Source organism: Acinetobacter sp. SFA, assembly GCF_001647535.1.
Taxonomy (GTDB): Bacteria; Pseudomonadota; Gammaproteobacteria; order Pseudomonadales; family Moraxellaceae; genus Acinetobacter; species Acinetobacter pecorum.
This window is the reverse complement of record NZ_LSZI01000016.1, coordinates 18015-36522: the sequence shown is the minus strand read 5'-3', so window position 1 is coordinate 36522 and position 18508 is coordinate 18015. Positions and strand designations below refer to the sequence as shown.

The 18508-nt window shown below is 44.4% G+C and carries 15 protein-coding genes; 12 read left to right on the top strand and 3 right to left on the bottom strand.

What is annotated here, in order from left to right:
* Position 1 precedes the first annotated feature (1 nt).
* The 3 genes from AY607_RS06990 (at position 2) to AY607_RS06980 (ending at position 3230) form a co-directional block, all read left to right on the top strand.
* The gene (locus tag AY607_RS06990; RefSeq protein ID WP_064094951.1) at positions 2–1621 is read left to right on the top strand and encodes an ABC1 kinase family protein; all 1620 of its coding nucleotides are present in this window, start codon (positions 2–4) and stop codon (positions 1619–1621) included.
* 154 nt (positions 1622–1775) lie between these two features.
* A complete protein-coding gene (locus AY607_RS06985) occupies positions 1776–2852 on the top strand; it encodes a patatin-like phospholipase family protein (protein ID WP_064094952.1) in 1077 nt (358 codons plus the stop codon).
* Between the two features lie 60 nt (positions 2853–2912).
* A complete protein-coding gene (locus tag AY607_RS06980; RefSeq protein ID WP_064094953.1) occupies positions 2913–3230 on the top strand; it encodes a hypothetical protein in 318 nt (105 codons plus the stop codon).
* Between the two features lie 55 nt (positions 3231–3285).
* Here AY607_RS06980 and AY607_RS06975 read toward each other — a convergent pair whose 3' ends face one another.
* Positions 3286–5640, bottom strand: a complete 2355-nt coding sequence (locus AY607_RS06975) for a Tex family protein (RefSeq protein ID WP_064102185.1) — start codon at positions 5638–5640, stop codon at positions 3286–3288.
* Between the two features lie 335 nt (positions 5641–5975).
* Here AY607_RS06975 and ompR point away from each other — a divergent pair, with 335 nt between their 5' ends.
* The 9 genes from ompR (at position 5976) to AY607_RS06930 (ending at position 15519) form a co-directional block, all read left to right on the top strand.
* Complete coding sequence (gene ompR / locus AY607_RS06970; RefSeq protein WP_064094955.1) at positions 5976–6740, top strand: two-component system response regulator OmpR; 765 nt, start codon at positions 5976–5978, stop codon at positions 6738–6740.
* Between the two features lie 245 nt (positions 6741–6985).
* Positions 6986–8446 carry an ATP-binding protein gene (locus AY607_RS06965; protein WP_064094956.1) on the top strand — a complete coding sequence of 487 codons (1461 nt, stop codon included), beginning with the start codon at positions 6986–6988 and terminating at the stop codon, positions 8444–8446.
* Positions 8447–8651: 205 nt separating this feature from the next.
* Positions 8652–10169, top strand: coding sequence for an acetyl-CoA hydrolase/transferase family protein (locus AY607_RS06960; RefSeq protein WP_064094957.1), 1518 nt, complete (start codon positions 8652–8654; stop codon positions 10167–10169).
* Positions 10170–10294: 125 nt separating this feature from the next.
* Positions 10295–10714, top strand: coding sequence for a GNAT family acetyltransferase (locus AY607_RS06955; protein ID WP_064102184.1), 420 nt, complete (start codon positions 10295–10297; stop codon positions 10712–10714).
* Positions 10715–10913: 199 nt separating this feature from the next.
* On the top strand, positions 10914–11609 hold the full coding sequence (locus tag AY607_RS06950; RefSeq protein ID WP_064102183.1) for a DsbA family oxidoreductase: 696 nt from the start codon (positions 10914–10916) through the stop codon (positions 11607–11609).
* Between the two features lie 605 nt (positions 11610–12214).
* Positions 12215–12478 (top strand): hypothetical protein, encoded by a 264-nt coding sequence (locus tag AY607_RS06945; protein ID WP_064094959.1) that lies wholly within the window; start codon positions 12215–12217, stop codon positions 12476–12478.
* A 248-nt stretch (positions 12479–12726) separates the two neighbouring features.
* Positions 12727–12906: a hypothetical protein gene (locus AY607_RS06940; protein WP_064094960.1), complete on the top strand. Its 180-nt coding sequence runs from the start codon at positions 12727–12729 to the stop codon at positions 12904–12906.
* Positions 12907–12916: 10 nt separating this feature from the next.
* Positions 12917–14317: a hypothetical protein gene (locus AY607_RS06935; RefSeq protein ID WP_064102182.1), complete on the top strand. Its 1401-nt coding sequence runs from the start codon at positions 12917–12919 to the stop codon at positions 14315–14317.
* A 92-nt stretch (positions 14318–14409) separates the two neighbouring features.
* Positions 14410–15519 (top strand): hypothetical protein, encoded by a 1110-nt coding sequence (locus AY607_RS06930; protein ID WP_064102181.1) that lies wholly within the window; start codon positions 14410–14412, stop codon positions 15517–15519.
* Between the two features lie 544 nt (positions 15520–16063).
* Here the strand turns inward: AY607_RS06930 and htpG are convergent.
* Positions 16064–17983: a molecular chaperone HtpG gene (gene htpG, locus AY607_RS06925; protein ID WP_064102180.1), complete on the bottom strand. Its 1920-nt coding sequence runs from the start codon at positions 17981–17983 to the stop codon at positions 16064–16066.
* 151 nt (positions 17984–18134) lie between these two features.
* Positions 18135–18479, bottom strand: a complete 345-nt coding sequence (locus AY607_RS06920) for a lysozyme inhibitor LprI family protein (RefSeq protein ID WP_064094964.1) — start codon at positions 18477–18479, stop codon at positions 18135–18137.
* Positions 18480–18508 lie beyond the last annotated feature (29 nt).

Below are 18508 nucleotides of genomic sequence, written 5' to 3'. Positions count from 1 at the left end.
TATGATTCCGCATGTTTCACGTTTACTCGAACTCTGGCGCATTGCCGCGCATTATCGACTCGACACGTTGTTTCCTGCGGAAGAACTCCCTGAAAAAAGCCGTCATGTCCTGTCCCTGATTCGTATGCACCCGGCAGCCTGGTCTAGCCGTGAGCGTAAAAATCCACTCAAGCTTAAAGAAGCTTTAGAGGAAATGGGGCCACTGGCGATCAAGCTGGGGCAATTGCTTTCGACCCGTCGTGACCTGATTCCACCTGAAGTTTTACAGCAGCTGGTGTTATTGCAAGACCAGGTCAAGCCCTTTGACAACGACGTCGCCAAAATGCGTATTCAGGAATCGTTAAAGGCCGATGTAAATACCCTGTTTGCCCGTTTTGATGCCCAGCCTCTGGCAGCTGCTTCAATTGCGCAGGTACATACCGCAGCACTGCATGATGGCCGGGAAGTCGTGGTCAAAGTCACCCGCCCGAATATTCGCCAGCAGATCTTGCAGGATTTTGAGATTTTGAACTGGCTGGGTGATTTTCTGGAAAAGCGTCTGGAAGCAGCACGTGCCCTACATTTGTCGGAGATCATTCAGGACTATCGACAGATTATTCTGAACGAGCTGGACCTGACGCTGGAAGCCGATAATACCCGCCGGATGCGTCATTACTTCACCGGCTCCAGCATGATGTATGTGCCTGAAGTCTATATGGACAGCAAGGATGTACTGGTCGCAGAACGGATTACCGGTGTGCCGATTTCAGATATTGCCACCTTTGATGAACTGGGCATGGACCGTGCTGATCTGGCGCGTAAAGGTCTGACCATTTTCTTTACCCAAGTGTTCCGTGACAACTTCTTCCATGCCGACATGCATCCAGGCAATGTCTTTGTGGAAACCATCAATCCGGCCAATCCGCGCTTTATTGCGCTGGACTGCGCGATTATGGGTGAACTGTCCAAGCATGACCAGATGACTGTGGCGCGTATGCTGCTGGCGGTCATGAACAGTGACTTTATGCAGCTGATCCAGATTGTGCATCAGGCAGGCTGGATTCCACCAGGTACCGATCAGGATGCCTTGGCCCGCGAAATGCGTCGTACTGTTGGCCCAATGGTCTCCAAACCGATGCATGAGCTGGACTTTGCCGGTATTCTGATTCAGGTCATGGATATTGCCCGTCGTTTCCACCTGGAAATTCCTCCACAACTGATGCTGTTACTGAAAACGCTGGTTCATGTGGAAGGTTTGGGTACGGATCTTTATCCAGAACTGGATATCTGGAGTCTGGCCAAACCGATTCTGACGGACTGGATCAAGGCTCAGGTAAATCCACAAAAGAACCTGAAAGAACTGGGACAGAAAATCCCGGATCTACTGTTAGGGGCGCAGGATTTACCCACCCTGATGATCGACAGCCTGAATGGTCTGAAAAACCAGTCGGCCTGGCATGCCAAACAGCTCAATGAACTGCAAAGCATGCGTCTGCAAATGGAACATCAGCAGAAACGCAGCTGGATGTTTGGCAGTATCATGGCGATTCTGCTTTCAATTGCAATTATTTCACCCTGGTTTGTCTCAGTCATTCTGATTGCGCTGGCAAGCGTTCTGGCAGTCTGGCGGATTGCGAAATAACTAAATGAGCTTTAAAAAAACCTGACACTGTTCAGGTTTTTTGTTTTCTGGACATAGCATGACTGCAAAGTCACCTTCGGGCACATCTTGCCATTGGGTCTGGTAAGCAGAGGCTTAAAATAAGCCTCACTGATCGAATATGGGTTGAACCTCTATGCAGATTTTACAAAAACATGCGCCTGCCCTGAGAATCCGGGCCGGACATCTGGCACGTGAGCTGATTCTGGAACAAGGTTTGCAACCCGAACAGGTCGATATTGTGCCAGGTGCGGCAGGCGGCCCCAAAGGCATCGGTATTCAAGGACTGGATCAGGCCATTTTTGGCGAGTTTTTTTCACGTGCTCCTCAGCGTAGAACTTTGGTGGGCTCATCCATTGGTAGCTGGCGTTTTGCCAGTATTGCCGCACATGGAGCTCAACAGGGAACCGAACGCTTGGGTGAGCTGTATACAAACCTTTATTTTCATAAAAAAATGACCCGCCAAGAGGTCAGCGAAGTTTGCCGTGGCATGCTGCTGGATCTGGTCCAGGGTAAGGAAACTGATCTGGTTAATCATCCTGATTACCATCTGACAGTTTTGTCGATCAAGGCCCAGCATATTTTCCAGAGTGATAAAGCTTTACCATTACTGGCTTCTGTAGCGGGAATTGTCGGAACCACAGCAGTGGCGCGCAAACATAGCCGGCATTTCATGCAGCGGGTCATCAGCCAGCCGAATATCGGTGAACAGTTTAAAATTACCGATGATGGCTTCACTACGCATTACCATCCCCTGACCGAGCAAAGTGTGTTGTCCTGGCTGATGGCTTCTGCCTCCATTCCGGGTGTGATGGCAGCGGTGAATAATATCCCGGATGCACCGCAGGGCTATTACCGTGATGGTGGCCTGATCGACTATCACATAGACCTGCCCTTCCAGAGCAAAGGCATTGTGCTGTATCCGCATTTTACCGACAGTATCACGCCCGGCTGGTTTGACAAATTATTTAAACGTACCTCAAATCCGGAGAATCAGGCACGAACTTTGCTCATCTCTCCTTCTCAGGAATATCTGCAAAGTTTGCCTTTGGGTCGCTTACCGGACCGTAAAGACTTCACTTTAAAAGGTTTAGATCAAACCCAGCGGATTCAGCTCTGGAAACAATGTATTGCTGAAAGCCAGCGCCTGGGAGATGAGTTTCTGGAACTGGTCGAAAAGCAGAATTTTGCTGAAGTGATACAGACCTTGTAATTGGCCGCAGCTGCCCGATTATTTGTATAATTGCCTTAATTTTTTGAGCTGTTGAGATTTATGCAGAAGTTTTTAGTTGTCCTGCAATATGCCTGTATCGCCTTTGGTCTTTATCTGATGTATAGCGTCGGCATGTCGCTGTATACCCAGCAATTTGAGCTGATGGAACTGGTGGCCGATATTGGTACCATCCTGATCTGTCTGGATTTGGGGGTGTTTTTATATACCAGTAAAGGTAAGTCTGGCATTAGCATGGAAGAATATGCAAAAAGACTGGAACAGCCACCGTCTAAGCTGGTCTATGTGACACGAAAACTGGGGCATCTTGGTATTTTACTGATTATTACCAGCTGGATTGTGCCGATGATCAATTCATAAAATCAGACATAAAAAAACCTCCTATTGGGAGGTTTTTTTATTGGTTAATTAAAGATTATTTCGAACCTTTAATCCCGGCTTGCAATAACAATGCACCCAAACCACCAATTTTTTGTTCTTGTGGTTTAGCCGCCTGCGGTTTCTTGCCATGCGGGCGATCACCTTGCGGACGTGCTTGCTGTGGACGTTTGCCTTGAGGCTTACGTTCACCACGTGCTTCATTGTTTTCACGGCGTGGCTGACGTGGTGCTTTCGCTGGGGCTGCCGAACCTTCAGGACGCATCGACAAATTCACGCGATTACGTTCAGCATCCACATTCAAAACACGTACTTGCACGATTTGACCCGGTTTCACTACTTTATGCGGATCAGCGACAAATTCATTGGCCAGTTCAGAAATATGCACCAAACCATCTTGATGTACACCGACATCGACAAAAGCACCAAAGTTAGTCACATTGGTCACTACACCTTCCAGTTGCATGCCTTCAGTCAATTGTGCAACTTCAGTAATATCATCACGGAACTTGGCGGTACGGAATTCTGGACGCGGATCACGACCCGGTTTTTCAAGTTCGCTCAATACGTCTTGAATCGTTGGTAGACCAAATTTATCATCCACAAATTCTTCAGGATTTACCTGGCGAATGATTTCAGTATTGCCAATGATGTCTTTCACAGTTGTTGCTTTCGCTTCAACAATTTTAGATACCAGTGGATAAGACTCTGGGTGAACTGCAGAAGCATCCAGTGGCTCAGAACCATTTTGAATACGTAAGAAACCTGCAGCCTGCTCGAAAGTACGCTCACCTAAACGTGGCACTTTTTTCAAGGACTGACGGTTATCAAAGCGGCCATTTTCCTTACGGAATTCTACAATCTGCTGTGCAATCGATTTATTCAGACCGGCGATATAACCCAGAATTGCAGAAGAGGCAGTATTGACATCGACACCGACCGAGTTCACACAGTCTTCAACCACTGCTTCCAGCGTTTTCGCCAGACCAGTCTGGTTCACGTCATGCTGATACTGACCTACACCGATTGATTTAGGATCGATTTTGACCAGCTCAGCAAGAGGGTCTTGTAAACGGCGTGCAATTGAAACTGCACCACGAATTGAGACGTCTAAATCTGGCAATTCTTGTGATGCGAGTTCAGATGCTGAATATACTGATGCACCAGCTTCCGATACAGACACACGGGTCAGTTTCAGGTCGCTATTGGCAGCCATCATTTCAGCCACAAGCGCTTCAGTTTCACGGCTTGCTGTACCATTACCGATCGCAATCAGGTCGACATTGAACTCGCGGCATAAACGTGCCAGCTCGGCCAGTGAACCTTCTTTATCATCTTTTGGTGCAAACGGATAAATGGTGCTGTATGCAAGAACATCGCCTGACTCATTTACGACTGCCAGTTTCACACCAGTACGGATGCCAGGGTCTACACCTAATGTCGTACGAGCACCAGCGGGTGCAGAAAGCAGCAAATGACGCAGGTTTTCAGCAAAGACCTGCATCGCTTCTGCTTCAGCAGCCAGACGTTTTTCAGTCAATAAAGAATGTTCGATGCTTGGACGGACTTTACCCAGCCAGAACAGCTTTGCAGTCTGTTTCAGGAAATCCTGACGAGACTGTGGCTGAATGGCATCCAGGTTATATTCGGTTTCAATACGCGCCAATGGTGCGTCATCTTCGCCATCCACTTTCAAGCCCAGGACATTTTCCTGACGGCCACGCAGCATTGCCAGTAAACGATGTGAAGGAACTTTGTTCAGGTTTTCAGAGAAATCGAAATAATCACGGAATTTCTTGCCAACTTCTTTTTTCTCTTCACTCGCCACCAGACTTTTCAGCACGGCAGTTTTGGCAAACATTGCTTTGAGCTCGGTAGTTAAAGCAATATTTTGTGCCCAGTCATCAATCAGAATGTGCTGGATCGCATCAAGCTGACTTTCTTGATCTGGATAATCTTCATGGCTAAAGCCCGCCAAAGCTTCAGCTGGATCAACGGCTTCGTTAAAGATTTTTTCGGCAATTGGCCCTAAACCAGCTTCTTTGGCCTTGAATGATTTACTGGTCCGTTTTGGACGGTACGGCGCGTAAATTTCTTCTAATGCATTTTTGGTTTCAGCGGCATTCACACGCGCCAATAAATCATCAGACAATTTATCTTGTTCTTTGAGTGATTCAATCACCTTTTCACGGCGCTCATACAAATCACGCAAGTATGATAAACGCGTATCGAGTTGACGTAGTTGCGTATCGTCTAAGCCTTGCGTTACTTCTTTACGGTAACGTGCAATAAAAGGAACACTGGCACCTTCATCAATAAGCTTGATGGCAGCCTCAACTTGATTTGGACGTACGGCAAGTTCTTTTGCCAACTGCTGAACTAAGTCAGTCATCGTGTTTGATCCCACAAGGATAAGTACTAAATGGCATGATTATAAAGACCGGGTCTATAAAATCCACCATTGTTTTTATTAATTTATATAAGCTTCAGATAAAGGCATACGATCGATTTTCAGTTTTTTGGCTAAAATTTGCATGAACTTTGCATTTTATTCTTTTCCCAAGACGGTTTTTTTCGCATATAGATGTATATATTTGGTATCTATGTCTTGATTTTAACTGCAATATTTGGTGCTTTAGAGCATAGTCAATTAATATCTATGAATCGTATACTCAAAGCCTATCTGATTTTTGTTTATGACGACAATAAAGAATAAAGGAGCATCTCATGAGTTTAGTTGTGCCTGCTGAAAAATCCGATGCCGTACATACCGAAACGGACCGAGTCGAACGGATATTAGTAGTTGATGATGATGTTCGTCTGCGTACTCTATTGCAGCGCTTCCTCGAAGACAAAGGTTTTGTGGTTAAAACCGCACATGATGCCACACAGATGGATCGACTTTTACAGCGGGAACTGTTTTCTCTGATCGTACTCGATTTTATGCTGCCTGTCGAAGATGGCTTGAGTATCTGCCGTCGCCTACGCCAATCCAACATCGATACCCCGATTATCATGCTGACTGCTCGTGGTAGCGATTCTGACCGTATTGCTGGTCTGGAAGCGGGTGCCGACGATTACCTGCCTAAACCATTTAACCCGAATGAATTACTGGCACGTATTCGTGCAGTATTGCGCCGCCAGGTGCGCGAAGTACCCGGTGCACCAAGCCAGCAAATGGAAGTGGTCACCTTTGGTCCCTGGTCGCTCGACTTGTCTACCCGCACCCTGACCCGTGAAGGTCAAGTGGTGACTTTGACTACCGGTGAATTTGCGGTACTAAAAGCCCTGGTTCAGCATCCACGTGAACCCCTGACCCGCGACAAGTTGATGAATCTGGCCCGTGGCCGTGAATGGGGTGCAATGGAACGCTCGATTGATGTGCAAGTGTCACGTTTACGTCGTCTGGTTGAAGAAAACCCGGCGCGTGCACGTTATATCCAGACCGTATGGGGAGTGGGTTATGTCTTTGTTCCAGATGGTGCGGAATAAAGGAAAAATTATAGGATAAAGATCACTTCGATTTATTGTCCATCAAGCCATTCGCCGCTGTTTGAGCATCGACTACTTCACAGGCTCGCATGGAAATATGTGAGTTTAGCGAATGGCAAGATTTTTTGGTTACTTTTTTAAGAAAGTAACATGAGAAAATCCTTCAATTAAATGTCAATGCAGTAATACTCCACCCAGAACATCACTGCTGATTTTCAGAACAAAATTGCCCATAGGAAGCTGGCGTGAAACTCGATCCTATCGACCCGCAAAAATTTACCGATTTTGTCAGCTACTCGGAAACAAAACGTACCCGCTGGGAACGCTTTATGGACAAGATCAAACCGCGTTCTGCGGCCATGCGCACCACAGTACTGGTGGTTTTTGTGGTCTGTTTCAGCCTGTTTATGTCTTTGTGGTTCTTTTGGCGTACCTTGTTTCTACCTGAAATTCAGCAACATGCGCGTTATCTGGCCATGGAACTGGAAATTCTCAATAATCCGGATCTACGCCTGTATCACAAACAGCAGGAAGTCGATATCGATGACTGGTTAAAAAATCGGGTCGGCATTGAATATGTCACCAATCCGGCAGAATATCCTACAGTCCGTGAAAAACTGATCGCAGAATTTTTTACCCGCCAGATCGAAACCAAACTGGCCAAAGAGTTACGCATTAAGGAAGCTACGGTCTATTTCCAGTTCAAGCCAAGTCCTCGTATCTGGATCCAGACTCCTGAAATGAATGGTCACTGGGTACAGGAACCTTTAAAGACCTATGCCAATTATAGCAATGAACTGATTTTGGGCTGGCTGCTCGGTACACCGATTATTGTCGGCATCATTATTTTGACTTTGGTACGTCAGCTGAACCGGCCTTTACGCCGTTTGCAGGATGCTGCCAACAGTTATAGTCGTATCGGTTCGGCGCCCTATCTGGATACCAATCATGGTCCACTGGAAATCCGTCAGGTCAATCATGCTTTTAACCAGATGATTTACACGCTGGACCAGACTGAACGCGAACGCCGCATCATGCTGGCCGGTATTTCACATGACTTGCGCACGCCGCTAACACGGATTCGCCTGAGTGCCGAAATGATGCCGGATGAAGACTTTCTCAAAGAAGGCCTGATTTATGATGTCGAAGATATGGATGCCATCCTGAATCAGTTCATCTCCTATATGCGTGATGGTTCTGATGAAGAGCCGCAGGATACCAATGTCAATGTGCTGCTCCAGGAACTGGTCAAGCAGTTTAAACCGCTGGATATCCGCTTTACGCCACAAGACATCCCGACCATTCAGGCGCGCAGCATGTCGCTAAAAAGACTGATTGGTAATCTGATCAATAATTCGAAACGTTATGGTTCAGAACCGATTGAACTGTCTGCTCATGTAGAAGACGGGCACCTGTTGATTTGTGTTGCAGACCATGGAGAAGGTATCCCGGAAGATCAGATTGAAGCCCTGATGCAGCCCTTTGTACGGGGTAATTCTGCACGGACTGTACAAGGCAGCGGCTTGGGCCTGGCGATTGCTAAACGGATTGTCGATATTCACCATGGTCAGTTGCGTATTCATAATCGTCCTGAAGGCGGACTCGAAGCCATCATTTCATTGCCCTTAAATCAGGCTGGTACAGAGACGCCTCCCCCTGCCACCACACTCGATAAAATCCGACAAACCTTGACTGATCACTTTTAAGAAGTGATCAATAATCCAACAAACAACTTTTTAGTTTTTCTATACAATTCATTTTATATTTCATTAAATCAATAATTTAAAAATCATCATTTTTTATTATACCTACATTTAGCTAAAAAATTAGACCTTAGCCTAACACCTATGCACAATACTTTTTTTGAGCGGTACAATCCGTATCATAGTTTAAGAATTAATGAGAGTTAAAATGTCTTTAGATCGTATCCGTTTAGCCTCCCTACACAACAAAGTCATCAGCCCAGAACAGGCGGCTGAATTCATCAAAGATGGCATGACTGTGGGTATGAGTGGCTTTACTCGCGCTGGTGAAGCGAAGGCGGTTCCTCTAGCTTTAGTTCAACAGGCAAAAGCAAATCCATTAAAGATCACGTTGATTACTGGTGCATCACTAGGAAACGATCTAGACAAACAATTGACTGAAGCCGGCGTATTGGCACGTCGCTTACCTTTCCAAGTGGACAACACTTTACGTAAAGCCATCAACAATGGCGAAGTGATGTTCATTGACCAGCATTTGTCTGAAACCGTTGAGCAAATGCGTAACCTGCAGTTGAAAAAACCAGACGTTGCGATCATTGAAGCTGTAGCGATTACTGAAGATGGCGGCATCATTCCAACAACATCTGTTGGCAACTCTGCAAGCTTTGCCATTTTTGCTGAAAAAGTGATTGTAGAAATCAATACCAACCTAAGCCCGGCATTTGAAGGCTTGCACGATATCTACATCCCGACGTATCGTCCAACGCGTCAAGCGATTCCATTGACTCAAGTTGATGAGCGTATCGGTACGCATGCGATCAATATCGATCCATCTAAAATTGTGGGTATCGTATTTAACAGCGAATTACATGACTCTCCATCTACTGTAACTGCGCCAGATGATGAGACACAAAGCATTGCCAACCATTTGATCGCTTTCTTTGAAAAAGAAGTGGCTGAAGAGCGTTTACCGAAAAACCTCGGGCCTCTTCAGGCAGGGATTGGTTCAATCGCAAATGCGGTATTGACCGGTCTGAAAGATTCAAACTTCGAAGACCTGATCATGTACTCAGAAGTTCTGCAAGACTGTACGTTTGAATTGATCGATGCAGGTAAAATGAAGTTTGCTTCAGGTTCTTCTATTACGCTTTCTGCAAAATACGGCGAGAAAGTATTTAACAACCTTGAGCAATACAAAGACAAACTGGTATTACGTCCACAGGAAATTTCAAACCATCCTGAGCTGGTACGCCGTTTAGGCATTATCGGCATCAACACTGCACTTGAGTTTGATATTTACGGTAACGTGAACTCGACCCACGTATGTGGTACCAAAATGATGAACGGTATTGGTGGTTCAGGTGACTTCGCACGTAATGCCCACCTGGCGATCTTCGTGACCAAATCAATCGCGAAAGGTGGCGACATCTCTTCTGTGGTACCGTTCGCTTCACATATCGACCATGCGGAACACGATGTAGATATCCTGGTAACTGAACAGGGTCTGGCAGATCTTCGTGGTCTGGCACCACGTGAGCGTGCACGTGCAGTGATTGATAACTGTGCACATCCAATGTACCGTGATGCATTGAATGATTACTTTGACCGTGCATGTGCAAAAGGCGGACATACGCCTCACCTTCTTCGTGAAGCGCTGTCTTGGCACTCAAATTTCGAAGAAAATGGTCATATGCTTGCTGTTGAAGCTGCGGTAAAAACTGCATAATTAACTGCATTCAAAAAAACGCCCTACGGGGCGTTTTTTTATGGTTTTTATTTTTCAACATGGCTTATCAAGGGCTCAAAAATCGATTAATCTAAATTGCTCAAAATAAATGCAAAACTATAATTATGTTTATTATTCGCCCCTATTTAGAATCCGATTTAGATGATGTCATTGCACTTTGGGAACTGTGCGGATTGACCCGTCCGTGGAATAACCCTGAAAGAGATATCTTTCGTAAATTGGCACAGCGCGATCAACTGTTTTTATTGGCGGTCAAAGATAACCAACTGATTGCAACCGTCATGGGGGGCTACGATGGTCATCGCGGATGGGTCAACTACTTGGCTGTTCATCCCAATTTTCAACGTAATGGTGTTGCAACGGCATTAGTGCAACAACTAGAAAAACGTTTGATTGCTTTAGGTTGTCCAAAGCTTCAACTGCTTATACGTAAAGATAATATTGATGTACAAAGCTTTTATGAACAATTGGGCTATAACGAAATTGAAGTCATTTGTTTAGGTAAGCGCCTAATTCAAGATTAAAGCCTGTCTAATTTTATTTAATCACCCTTACTTTGCATCACAAAATTGATGTGCAATAGTAATCACTGTGTACTTGAAAATGGATTAATTCTACATTTTCTAGAGATGAGCCGAAGATCAAAAAGGGTTTGCATTCCTTGGCTTTAAAATTTAGGATTTGCCCCCATAACTCCTAAAGAATATGGAATAGAGATTTATCATGCGTGTAGATATTTGGTCTGACGTGGTTTGCCCCTTCTGCTATATTGGTAAAAAACGTTTGGAAGCTGCTGCACAAGAAGCCGGTATTGAACTGGAAGTACATTGGCACAGTTTCCAGCTCGATTCTGAAGCACCAGTTCGTCAGGAAGTGTCCAACTCTGAGCGTCTGGCGCAAAAATATGGCCGCACCGTGGCTGAAGTCGAAGAGATGCAGCGCAATATTGCTGCGATGGCCAAAGAAGAAGGCATTGAATTTAACTGGGAAGGTGCCAACTCAGGCAATACCTTTAATGCACATCGCCTGATTCATCTGGCACAAAGCAAAGGTCTGGGCAATGAAGCTGAGGAAGCGTTATTCTACAGTTATATGACTCAAGGCCTGCCGATTGGTGAACGTGAAACGCTGGAAGATGTTGGAGCGCGAATTGGCCTGAATCCGGTCGAAGTTGATGACCTTCTTGATTCGGATGAATTTGCTGACTTTGTTAAATTTGATCAGGAAGTGGCCCATGACCAGCTTAAGGTCACAGGCGTCCCTTTCTTTGTTTTTGATCAGCGCATTGCTTTGGCGGGTGCTCAGCCTAAGGAAGTTTTCCTGCAAGTTCTTGAAAAAGCATTAGAGCAGCCGCAGCAACAATCATCTGCCAATCAATGCACTACAGAAACCTGTGATGTTCCGGTGAAGCCTGAATAAAGATCAATTCAACTAGAGAAATCCTCATCCAAGATGGGGATTTTTTATGCTTTTTATAAATTTATTCCATCAAAGAATTCATCTTTAGATTGACAGAGTAATCCGTAATTTTATTGTCATTAAACACAATTTTCTCTACCTCAACTCAGGTTAACTGAATATTTTCAATTGCCGCCTAAAAGTCTTGATTACTCAATGAATTGATTGCCATAGCTTTTAGGATTGCTCTATAAACCCCATAAAACGCTCAGGCTGAAAATAAATAAAAGTCCCGCTTAGTCCATTCCTAAAAAATTGTAGAATCTCGAAAATCAGCTTTAAGTTGTGATATTAAAAAAAACAGCTAGCTGCTTTTTTAGTACTCAACCAGATCCATATTCTGACTATAAAAACAAAGCATAATGCCCTGTAAAATCGTAAAAAATTGAATAATTTAAATCCACTAATTCATTGTTTTATAGAGTAATTAATCTAAAATTTACTGCTTAAATTTGCCGAAACTATCATTTTCTATTCAGGCTGATTTGCTATTATTTTACTCGCAGTAAGTTTAAATATTCTCCCATGTTCAAGTTATTGAACGCCCTGATATTAGAGGTCATCTTATGAATGCTCTTAAATTTGCTTTCGCAGCAATCATTATGGCTTTTTCTGTTCAAGCATCAGCGCAAATGACTCAAGTGGTTTATCTACCAGATTTTCCGGTGACTAAAGCACCTGCTGAACCAGTGAATTCAGATTCCACTCCTGTTCAGGCATCCCTGCAAACAGCACAAGTCGTTTATCTGCCAGATTTTCCGGCGACCAAAGCGCCTGCTGAAACAGTAAATTCAGATTCTGCGAATATAGGCGCCAAATATACAGCTTAAAAGCAGAAGCTATTTGTATTAAAACAGGCTGATTGATTCAGCCTGTTTTAATATCAGGTGAATCATATCCAGATTAAAAACCGATCAAGCTAAAAATTTCGACTATTTCTCATTCTGATTTTTTTCTATTGATTTTTATCACTTTTTATTAAAAATTTTGTTTATAAAATATTCAAAATAAATCACTATTTTATATGATCCCTGCTTATAATTGCAGCATAAATATACTGATATCAAGAAATTCTGCTATGCATGAACTTCAAGCATTGCTACAGGGCAAAATTCCACCTCAGGCGATTTCTGTTGATTTTTTAATTGAAATGGCTGAACGCCATACAAATCTAAATTCTGCTGAATATAAGCTGATCGAACTGGCAGTCAACATGATACTCGCCCACACACTGGATCAGGCATTGCAACATCTCTAGAGATCTAAAAATGAATGCTTTAGAAAAAGCACAATTAATTAAAGAATTACAGCAACTAACACGACAACTTGAGTATAAAGCCCTGCCTTTGTATGAAATTGCACGCTCAAAAAAAAGAATACGCGATATTTTTGATCTATGTGATGAGCCTATTTTCAGAGCCCAGATTCTAGCTTTTAAAGCCCGCACCCAACCTGAGCTTGTCGCCTACCAGTTTTCTGAAAATACCGCCTATCATCTCAGCTTCCGTGGTTATTTCATCGAAAGCCAGGTGCTGGAAAAAGCCTTGTATGCCTATCCGGATTCAGGTTGGGCACTTTTACATCGTCCTGAACATGGCTGGCAGCTCTGGCTGATTCCGGCTCCCCACTCTCCTGCCCTGCACAGTCCATGGGCTGAACTGCAACAATGTTATATCTGGCTGTTGCAACAACAGCAGCAGTCGGCTTGTCTGAAAGAAGATCCACCATTATTGACGGTACCGGCTCTATCCCTGAATGAGGCTGAAAGCAGCTTAAAAGTGGAAGAAAAAAGCAAATACCATCGTGGTCAGCCAAGAGCAATAATCCAGGTGCCGGAATCAAGTCACCCTAATGAACCAGCTACTCAAGTAAAAACCCTACTTGAGGATCTTAATCCTCATCCAGAAACAGAAACAATAAGTCATCAAGAACCGGGCCTAGCCATGGAACTCATTCAGTTTCCTGCAGAAATCCAGATAGGTAGCATGATCGCCCAGGTTCGCTCTTTGGGCTTAGAAGAAGCCAATATACAACGGCTCTGTGCTTTAGAACTGGCACCCGATGACGGACATCCCGCCTACCTGGATATTGCCCTATATTATGCCGCAGAAGACAACTGGCAGGCACGTCAGGTCTTTGTGGCTGAGCAATTGAATCTGCAAGGCCAGTTTGTCAAATATCTGATGCTTTTAGGCGTACCAAGTCAGTTGCAGGCACACTATTGCATCCAGCACTGGCTGGCCCAGCATCAACGTCAGGCTGCTGCAATTAAATCACTGGCATGGTCTGCTTTAGCTACCAGTTTCCTGCAAGTGGAGCTCTTTTCAAAAGCTTACCTGCAACAGGCAGAAACGGTCTGGACATCGCCAGATTATTACCCGTTTATATTTGCGCATTTAATCCAGAAGCAGAAATTTATCTTATTTAAAGAAGCTGCTGCAGATTTTTCTACCCCAATACTTTTACTACAAGAACATCAGAAAATTCGAGTGATTCATGGTGAAGCACGTATATCGCTTGCAGAAGATGAGCTGGCCTATCCGCACCTGTTGCTACAACGTGACAAACAGCTAAATTGGCAGAATATTCACAATATTATTTTATCAATGCCACAGCCCATCCAAGTGATGGATCTTTATCGGGAGATTCAGGCTCAAATGATTGAATAATTGCTGTTATTTTGTAGCTTTAACTTGCTTTTCAAGGCCATTTTTTAGAAAACTACACCTAGATATAAGAATACAAGAGCAACAAATAACTCATGCAAATAAACAGGATTACTCCAATCTTACTGCTCTCTCTCGGTATAGGAATGAGCAGTAGTATGTCTTGGGCAAATTCAGTAGCAGATGCTCCTGACAATCCGGCAGATACAGAGCCAAATCATTCAGGATTACTGGATCAGATTCCGCGCTTGATCGATGCGACACCTACGATCTTACCGGAACAGTCTGATGAAGCAATTGTGCCCTCCATGACAGAAACTGAAAATAACTCATGGGCCGATAAAAGGCAGAAAGGAATCCGTGAATGGGCAGACCGGACCGCACATAAAATTGACAACTGGTTTGGCAAGACTGACCCAGACCAGCCAGCTAATGCGACTTTACGAATCATTCTGGATAATAGCTGGGACAAATATGAAACTTATGAGATCAAGCCCAGAATTCGAGGAAAAATTAAACTTCCGACTCTGGAGCAGAAATTAAGTCTGGTTTTTGGTGATGACAGTCTGGATAACGAACTGGACACCAATGCTGCCATTACCAATGAAAATCTTGACAATGCCAGGGATAAAAATCTGGATATTCGCCGTACCCGTGAAAACAACAGCTCATTTGCCTTGCGCTGGTCAGAATTCGCCGATGGCCTGCCTTTCGATACCGATCTGGACCTCGGGGTACGTTCTGGCGATGATATCTATGCACGTGCCAAAATCAGTAGAGACTGGACCATGGAGAATGACTTCTCCTTTCATGCGGAACAGATTTACCGTTATGGATTGCAGAGTGAAAACTACCTGCGGACCAATCTTGAGCTGATCCATGCCCGGCCCAATCAGGCCTTTTTTTCCAATCAGCTGAGTCTGACTTATGCGGATGAACAGGAAGATGATCTGACCTGGGACAATTACACCTTCAGACAGCATCAATTTTTTCAGGAAAACCGCTTCAATTACGGTATCTATACAGGCGGTTATCTGGAGGATAAAGATCTGCGTCTGAATCGCTGGGGCCCTTATGTATCTTGGAGACAGCCGTTTCTACGCGAATGGTTTTTTGTACAGGCTGACCTGAACTACCTGAATGATGACCGACTGAACCGTAGCCATTATCTGGGTGCGTTAGTGCGTATGGAAGCCATTTTCTAAACCCAAACTGTCCTGAAAACATCAAAGCCCATAAAATATGGGCTTTTTCATGTTTGGATAAAATCAATGCTTATTCAGGAGAGTAATGTGTCGTGGAGACAAGACGATTGCTGCCCCCTATACGCGCTTTTCTTGCAAGGATGAGCCCCATCTGTGACATATTGAATTCCACACGATTAGCACACTGGATACGCTGTAATTTTGGTACGTCTTTTTTGACCGATGCCTGAAAGCCAATATGATCATTATGCAACACTTTTCTTAGATGCCGTGTCGGCCAAAGCTAATGCACTCATTGAGATCAGCATGATCTGTACCTAGACTTATTACTAGCAATTTTTTCATGAAGAACTCTTCAATCTCAATAATCTCCATTATGAATTAATATTCAATAATCTATCCCATTTAAAGATTATAAAATTAAAGGTATTTCTTTATATGAGCTCACGCTTTTTAAAATTATGCAAAGAAAATTAAAGTTTTCAGGAATGAATTCAAGCTATGAAAAAATCCCTCCGAAGAGGGATTTTTGAAGCCTAGAAAATTAACCTAACAGCAGGCTGTTAATACGTTTCACATACTCAGCCGGATTTTCTGGCACCCCCCCTTCTGCAATCATGGCCTGATCAAAAATCACATTGGCCAGATCATCAAACTGGGCCGAACCTTCCAGTTTTTTCACCAGCGGATGTTCAGGGTTAATTTCAAGAATCGGCTTAATGTCAGGAACAGGCTGTCCGGCATCTTTCAGTATACGGATTAACTGCGGAGATAGCTCGCCTTCACCTGTGACCAGACAGGCTGGAGAATCAACCAGACGAGTAGTCACACGCACTTCTTTGGTTTTGTCTTTGAGAGAATCAGTCAGTTTCTCAACTACTGGCTTAAACTGTTCAGCCGCAGCTTCTAGCGCTTTTTTCTCTTCGGCGTCTTGCAAATCACCGAGGTCAACTGCACCCTTGGACACGTTCTGCAATGGCGTACCATCGAATTCATGTACGAAGTTCATGGCCCATTCATCGACACGCTCAGACATCAACAGTACTTCAATGCCTTTTTTCTTGAACAGTTCCAGTTGTGGCGAATTCTTCGCAGCGTTCAGGCTTTCTGCAGTGATGTAGTAAATGGCCTTCTGGCCTTCTTTCATGCGTGCCTTATAGTCCGCCAATGAAGTGCTGACTTCGTCGTTGGTCGAGGTAGCATAGCGCAACAGCTTTAAGATACGTTCACGGTTCGTAAAGTCCTCACCCAGACCTTCTTTCAGTACCGCACCAAATTCATGGTAGAAAGTCTTGAATTTTTCCTGATCTTTTTCATCTTCAGATTTTGCCAGGCTATCTAAAGTGGTCAGAATACGGCGGGTATTGCCTTCACGGATGGTTTTCACATCGCGGCTTTCCTGCAACAGCTCACGGCTGACATTGAGCGGAAGATCGGCACTGTCCACTACACCCTGTACAAAGCGCAGATAGTTTGGAATCAGGTTATCCGCGTCATCCATAATGAAGACGCGTTTGACATACAGCTTGATGCCTGCTTTGGCTTCACGGGTAAAAATATCCTGTGGTGCCTTGCTTGGAATATAAAGCAGCTGGGTGTATTCCGTGCTGCCCTCGACCCGATTGTGCGCCCAGGCCAAAGGTGCAGCAAAATCATGCGTCAGGTTTTTATAGAACTCGATATACTGCTCTTCGCTAATTTCAGACTTGTTACGGGTCCAGAGCGCGCTGGCCGAGTTAATGGCTTCCCATTCATCAGTCTTCACATAGTGACCGCCTTTCGGTGTTTCACCTTCAGCAGCTTCATCTTCCTGCCAGACTTCTTTTTGCATCTGGATTGGTAAGCTGATGTGATCCGAGTACTTGTTGATGATCTGCTTTACTTTATAACTTTGCAGATAATCCAGGGCATCTTCACGCAGGTGCAGGATAATATCGGTACCCCGGCTTTCTTTTGTAATCTGTTCAACTTCGAACTCACCCGTGCCCTCGCTGATCCAGCGCACACCTTCTGAGGCATCTGTACCGGCACGACGCGATTCTACCGTAATCTTGTCTGCCACGATAAAACCTGAATAGAATCCTACCCCAAACTGGCCAATCAGCTGGGCATCGGCTTTCTGATCTCCAGTCAGTTTAGACATAAAATCTTTGGTACCAGACTTTGCAATAGTCCCCAAATTATCAATCGCTTCTTGCTGGCTCAGGCCGATCCCGTTATCTGAAATGGTAATAGTTTTATTTTCTGGATCAAGGCTGACCCGAACATGTAGGTCTGGATCATTTTCATAATATTCAGGATGATTAATGCCTTCAAAACGCAATTTGTCACATGCATCCGAGGCATTGGAAATCAGTTCGCGCAGGAAAATTTCAGGATTTGAGTAAAGCGAATGGGTCACGAGGTGCAGTAACTGTGCTACCTCGGCCTGGAAACTGTGTTTTTGTACGTTTAAATCGCTCATGAATCACTCCTATTATTGTAAATACAGATATTAACTGCTGCCTATATGAATGGAGTGAGTTCAATAATTTTCAATAGTCTGAAGTGGATTTTTTCTCAAAAAAATTTAGATTTTTTATCTTTATCAGATTAATAGATTGAATCAATGAATCTTAATAAGGTCCCATTTTATAGATACGCTCAAACTGCAGGTCCAGCTGCTGCTGACGCATGTTATAGACCTGACTCAGACAAGACACCGATTCCTGGCAGCGGTCGCGAAACTGCAACCATTTGACCTGATCGCGCTGAATCACCGAGCGCGTTCCCATCGGTACCATACGGCGTAAAATATGGTAGCTGGTGCTCATCTTGACATCGGCATCATTGAGCAGTCGATGCTCACAAATCGTTTTTTCTGTACCAGTTACAGCTTTCTGACACTCAAAGCTTGCTGCATAGGCAGATGCTGCCAGCAGACTGGAGAAGATCACAATACCTTGGATTAAAAACTTCATGCTGATCTTCCTTATTATTCAATTATTAA

Bases quoted from the DNA above. Each gene is read 5' to 3' on its own strand.
- ompR (WP_064094955.1), top strand. From the start codon at position 5,976: ATGAGTTTAGTTGTGCCTGCTGAAAAATCCGATGCCGTACATACCGAA.
- AY607_RS06975 (WP_064102185.1), bottom strand. From the start codon at position 5,640: ATGACTGACTTAGTTCAGCAGTTGGCAAAAGAACTTGCCGTACGTCCA.
- AY607_RS06945 (WP_064094959.1), top strand. From the start codon at position 12,215: ATGAATGCTCTTAAATTTGCTTTCGCAGCAATCATTATGGCTTTTTCT.
- AY607_RS06960 (WP_064094957.1), top strand. From the start codon at position 8,652: ATGTCTTTAGATCGTATCCGTTTAGCCTCCCTACACAACAAAGTCATC.
- AY607_RS06920 (WP_064094964.1), bottom strand. From the start codon at position 18,479: ATGAAGTTTTTAATCCAAGGTATTGTGATCTTCTCCAGTCTGCTGGCA.
- AY607_RS06955 (WP_064102184.1), top strand. From the start codon at position 10,295: ATGTTTATTATTCGCCCCTATTTAGAATCCGATTTAGATGATGTCATT.
- htpG (WP_064102180.1), bottom strand. From the start codon at position 17,983: ATGAGCGATTTAAACGTACAAAAACACAGTTTCCAGGCCGAGGTAGCA.
- AY607_RS06980 (WP_064094953.1), top strand. From the start codon at position 2,913: ATGCAGAAGTTTTTAGTTGTCCTGCAATATGCCTGTATCGCCTTTGGT.
- AY607_RS06935 (WP_064102182.1), top strand. From the start codon at position 12,917: ATGAATGCTTTAGAAAAAGCACAATTAATTAAAGAATTACAGCAACTA.
- AY607_RS06985 (WP_064094952.1), top strand. From the start codon at position 1,776: ATGCAGATTTTACAAAAACATGCGCCTGCCCTGAGAATCCGGGCCGGA.
- AY607_RS06940 (WP_064094960.1), top strand. From the start codon at position 12,727: ATGCATGAACTTCAAGCATTGCTACAGGGCAAAATTCCACCTCAGGCG.
- AY607_RS06950 (WP_064102183.1), top strand. From the start codon at position 10,914: ATGCGTGTAGATATTTGGTCTGACGTGGTTTGCCCCTTCTGCTATATT.
- AY607_RS06930 (WP_064102181.1), top strand. From the start codon at position 14,410: ATGCAAATAAACAGGATTACTCCAATCTTACTGCTCTCTCTCGGTATA.
- AY607_RS06990 (WP_064094951.1), top strand. From the start codon at position 2: ATGATTCCGCATGTTTCACGTTTACTCGAACTCTGGCGCATTGCCGCG.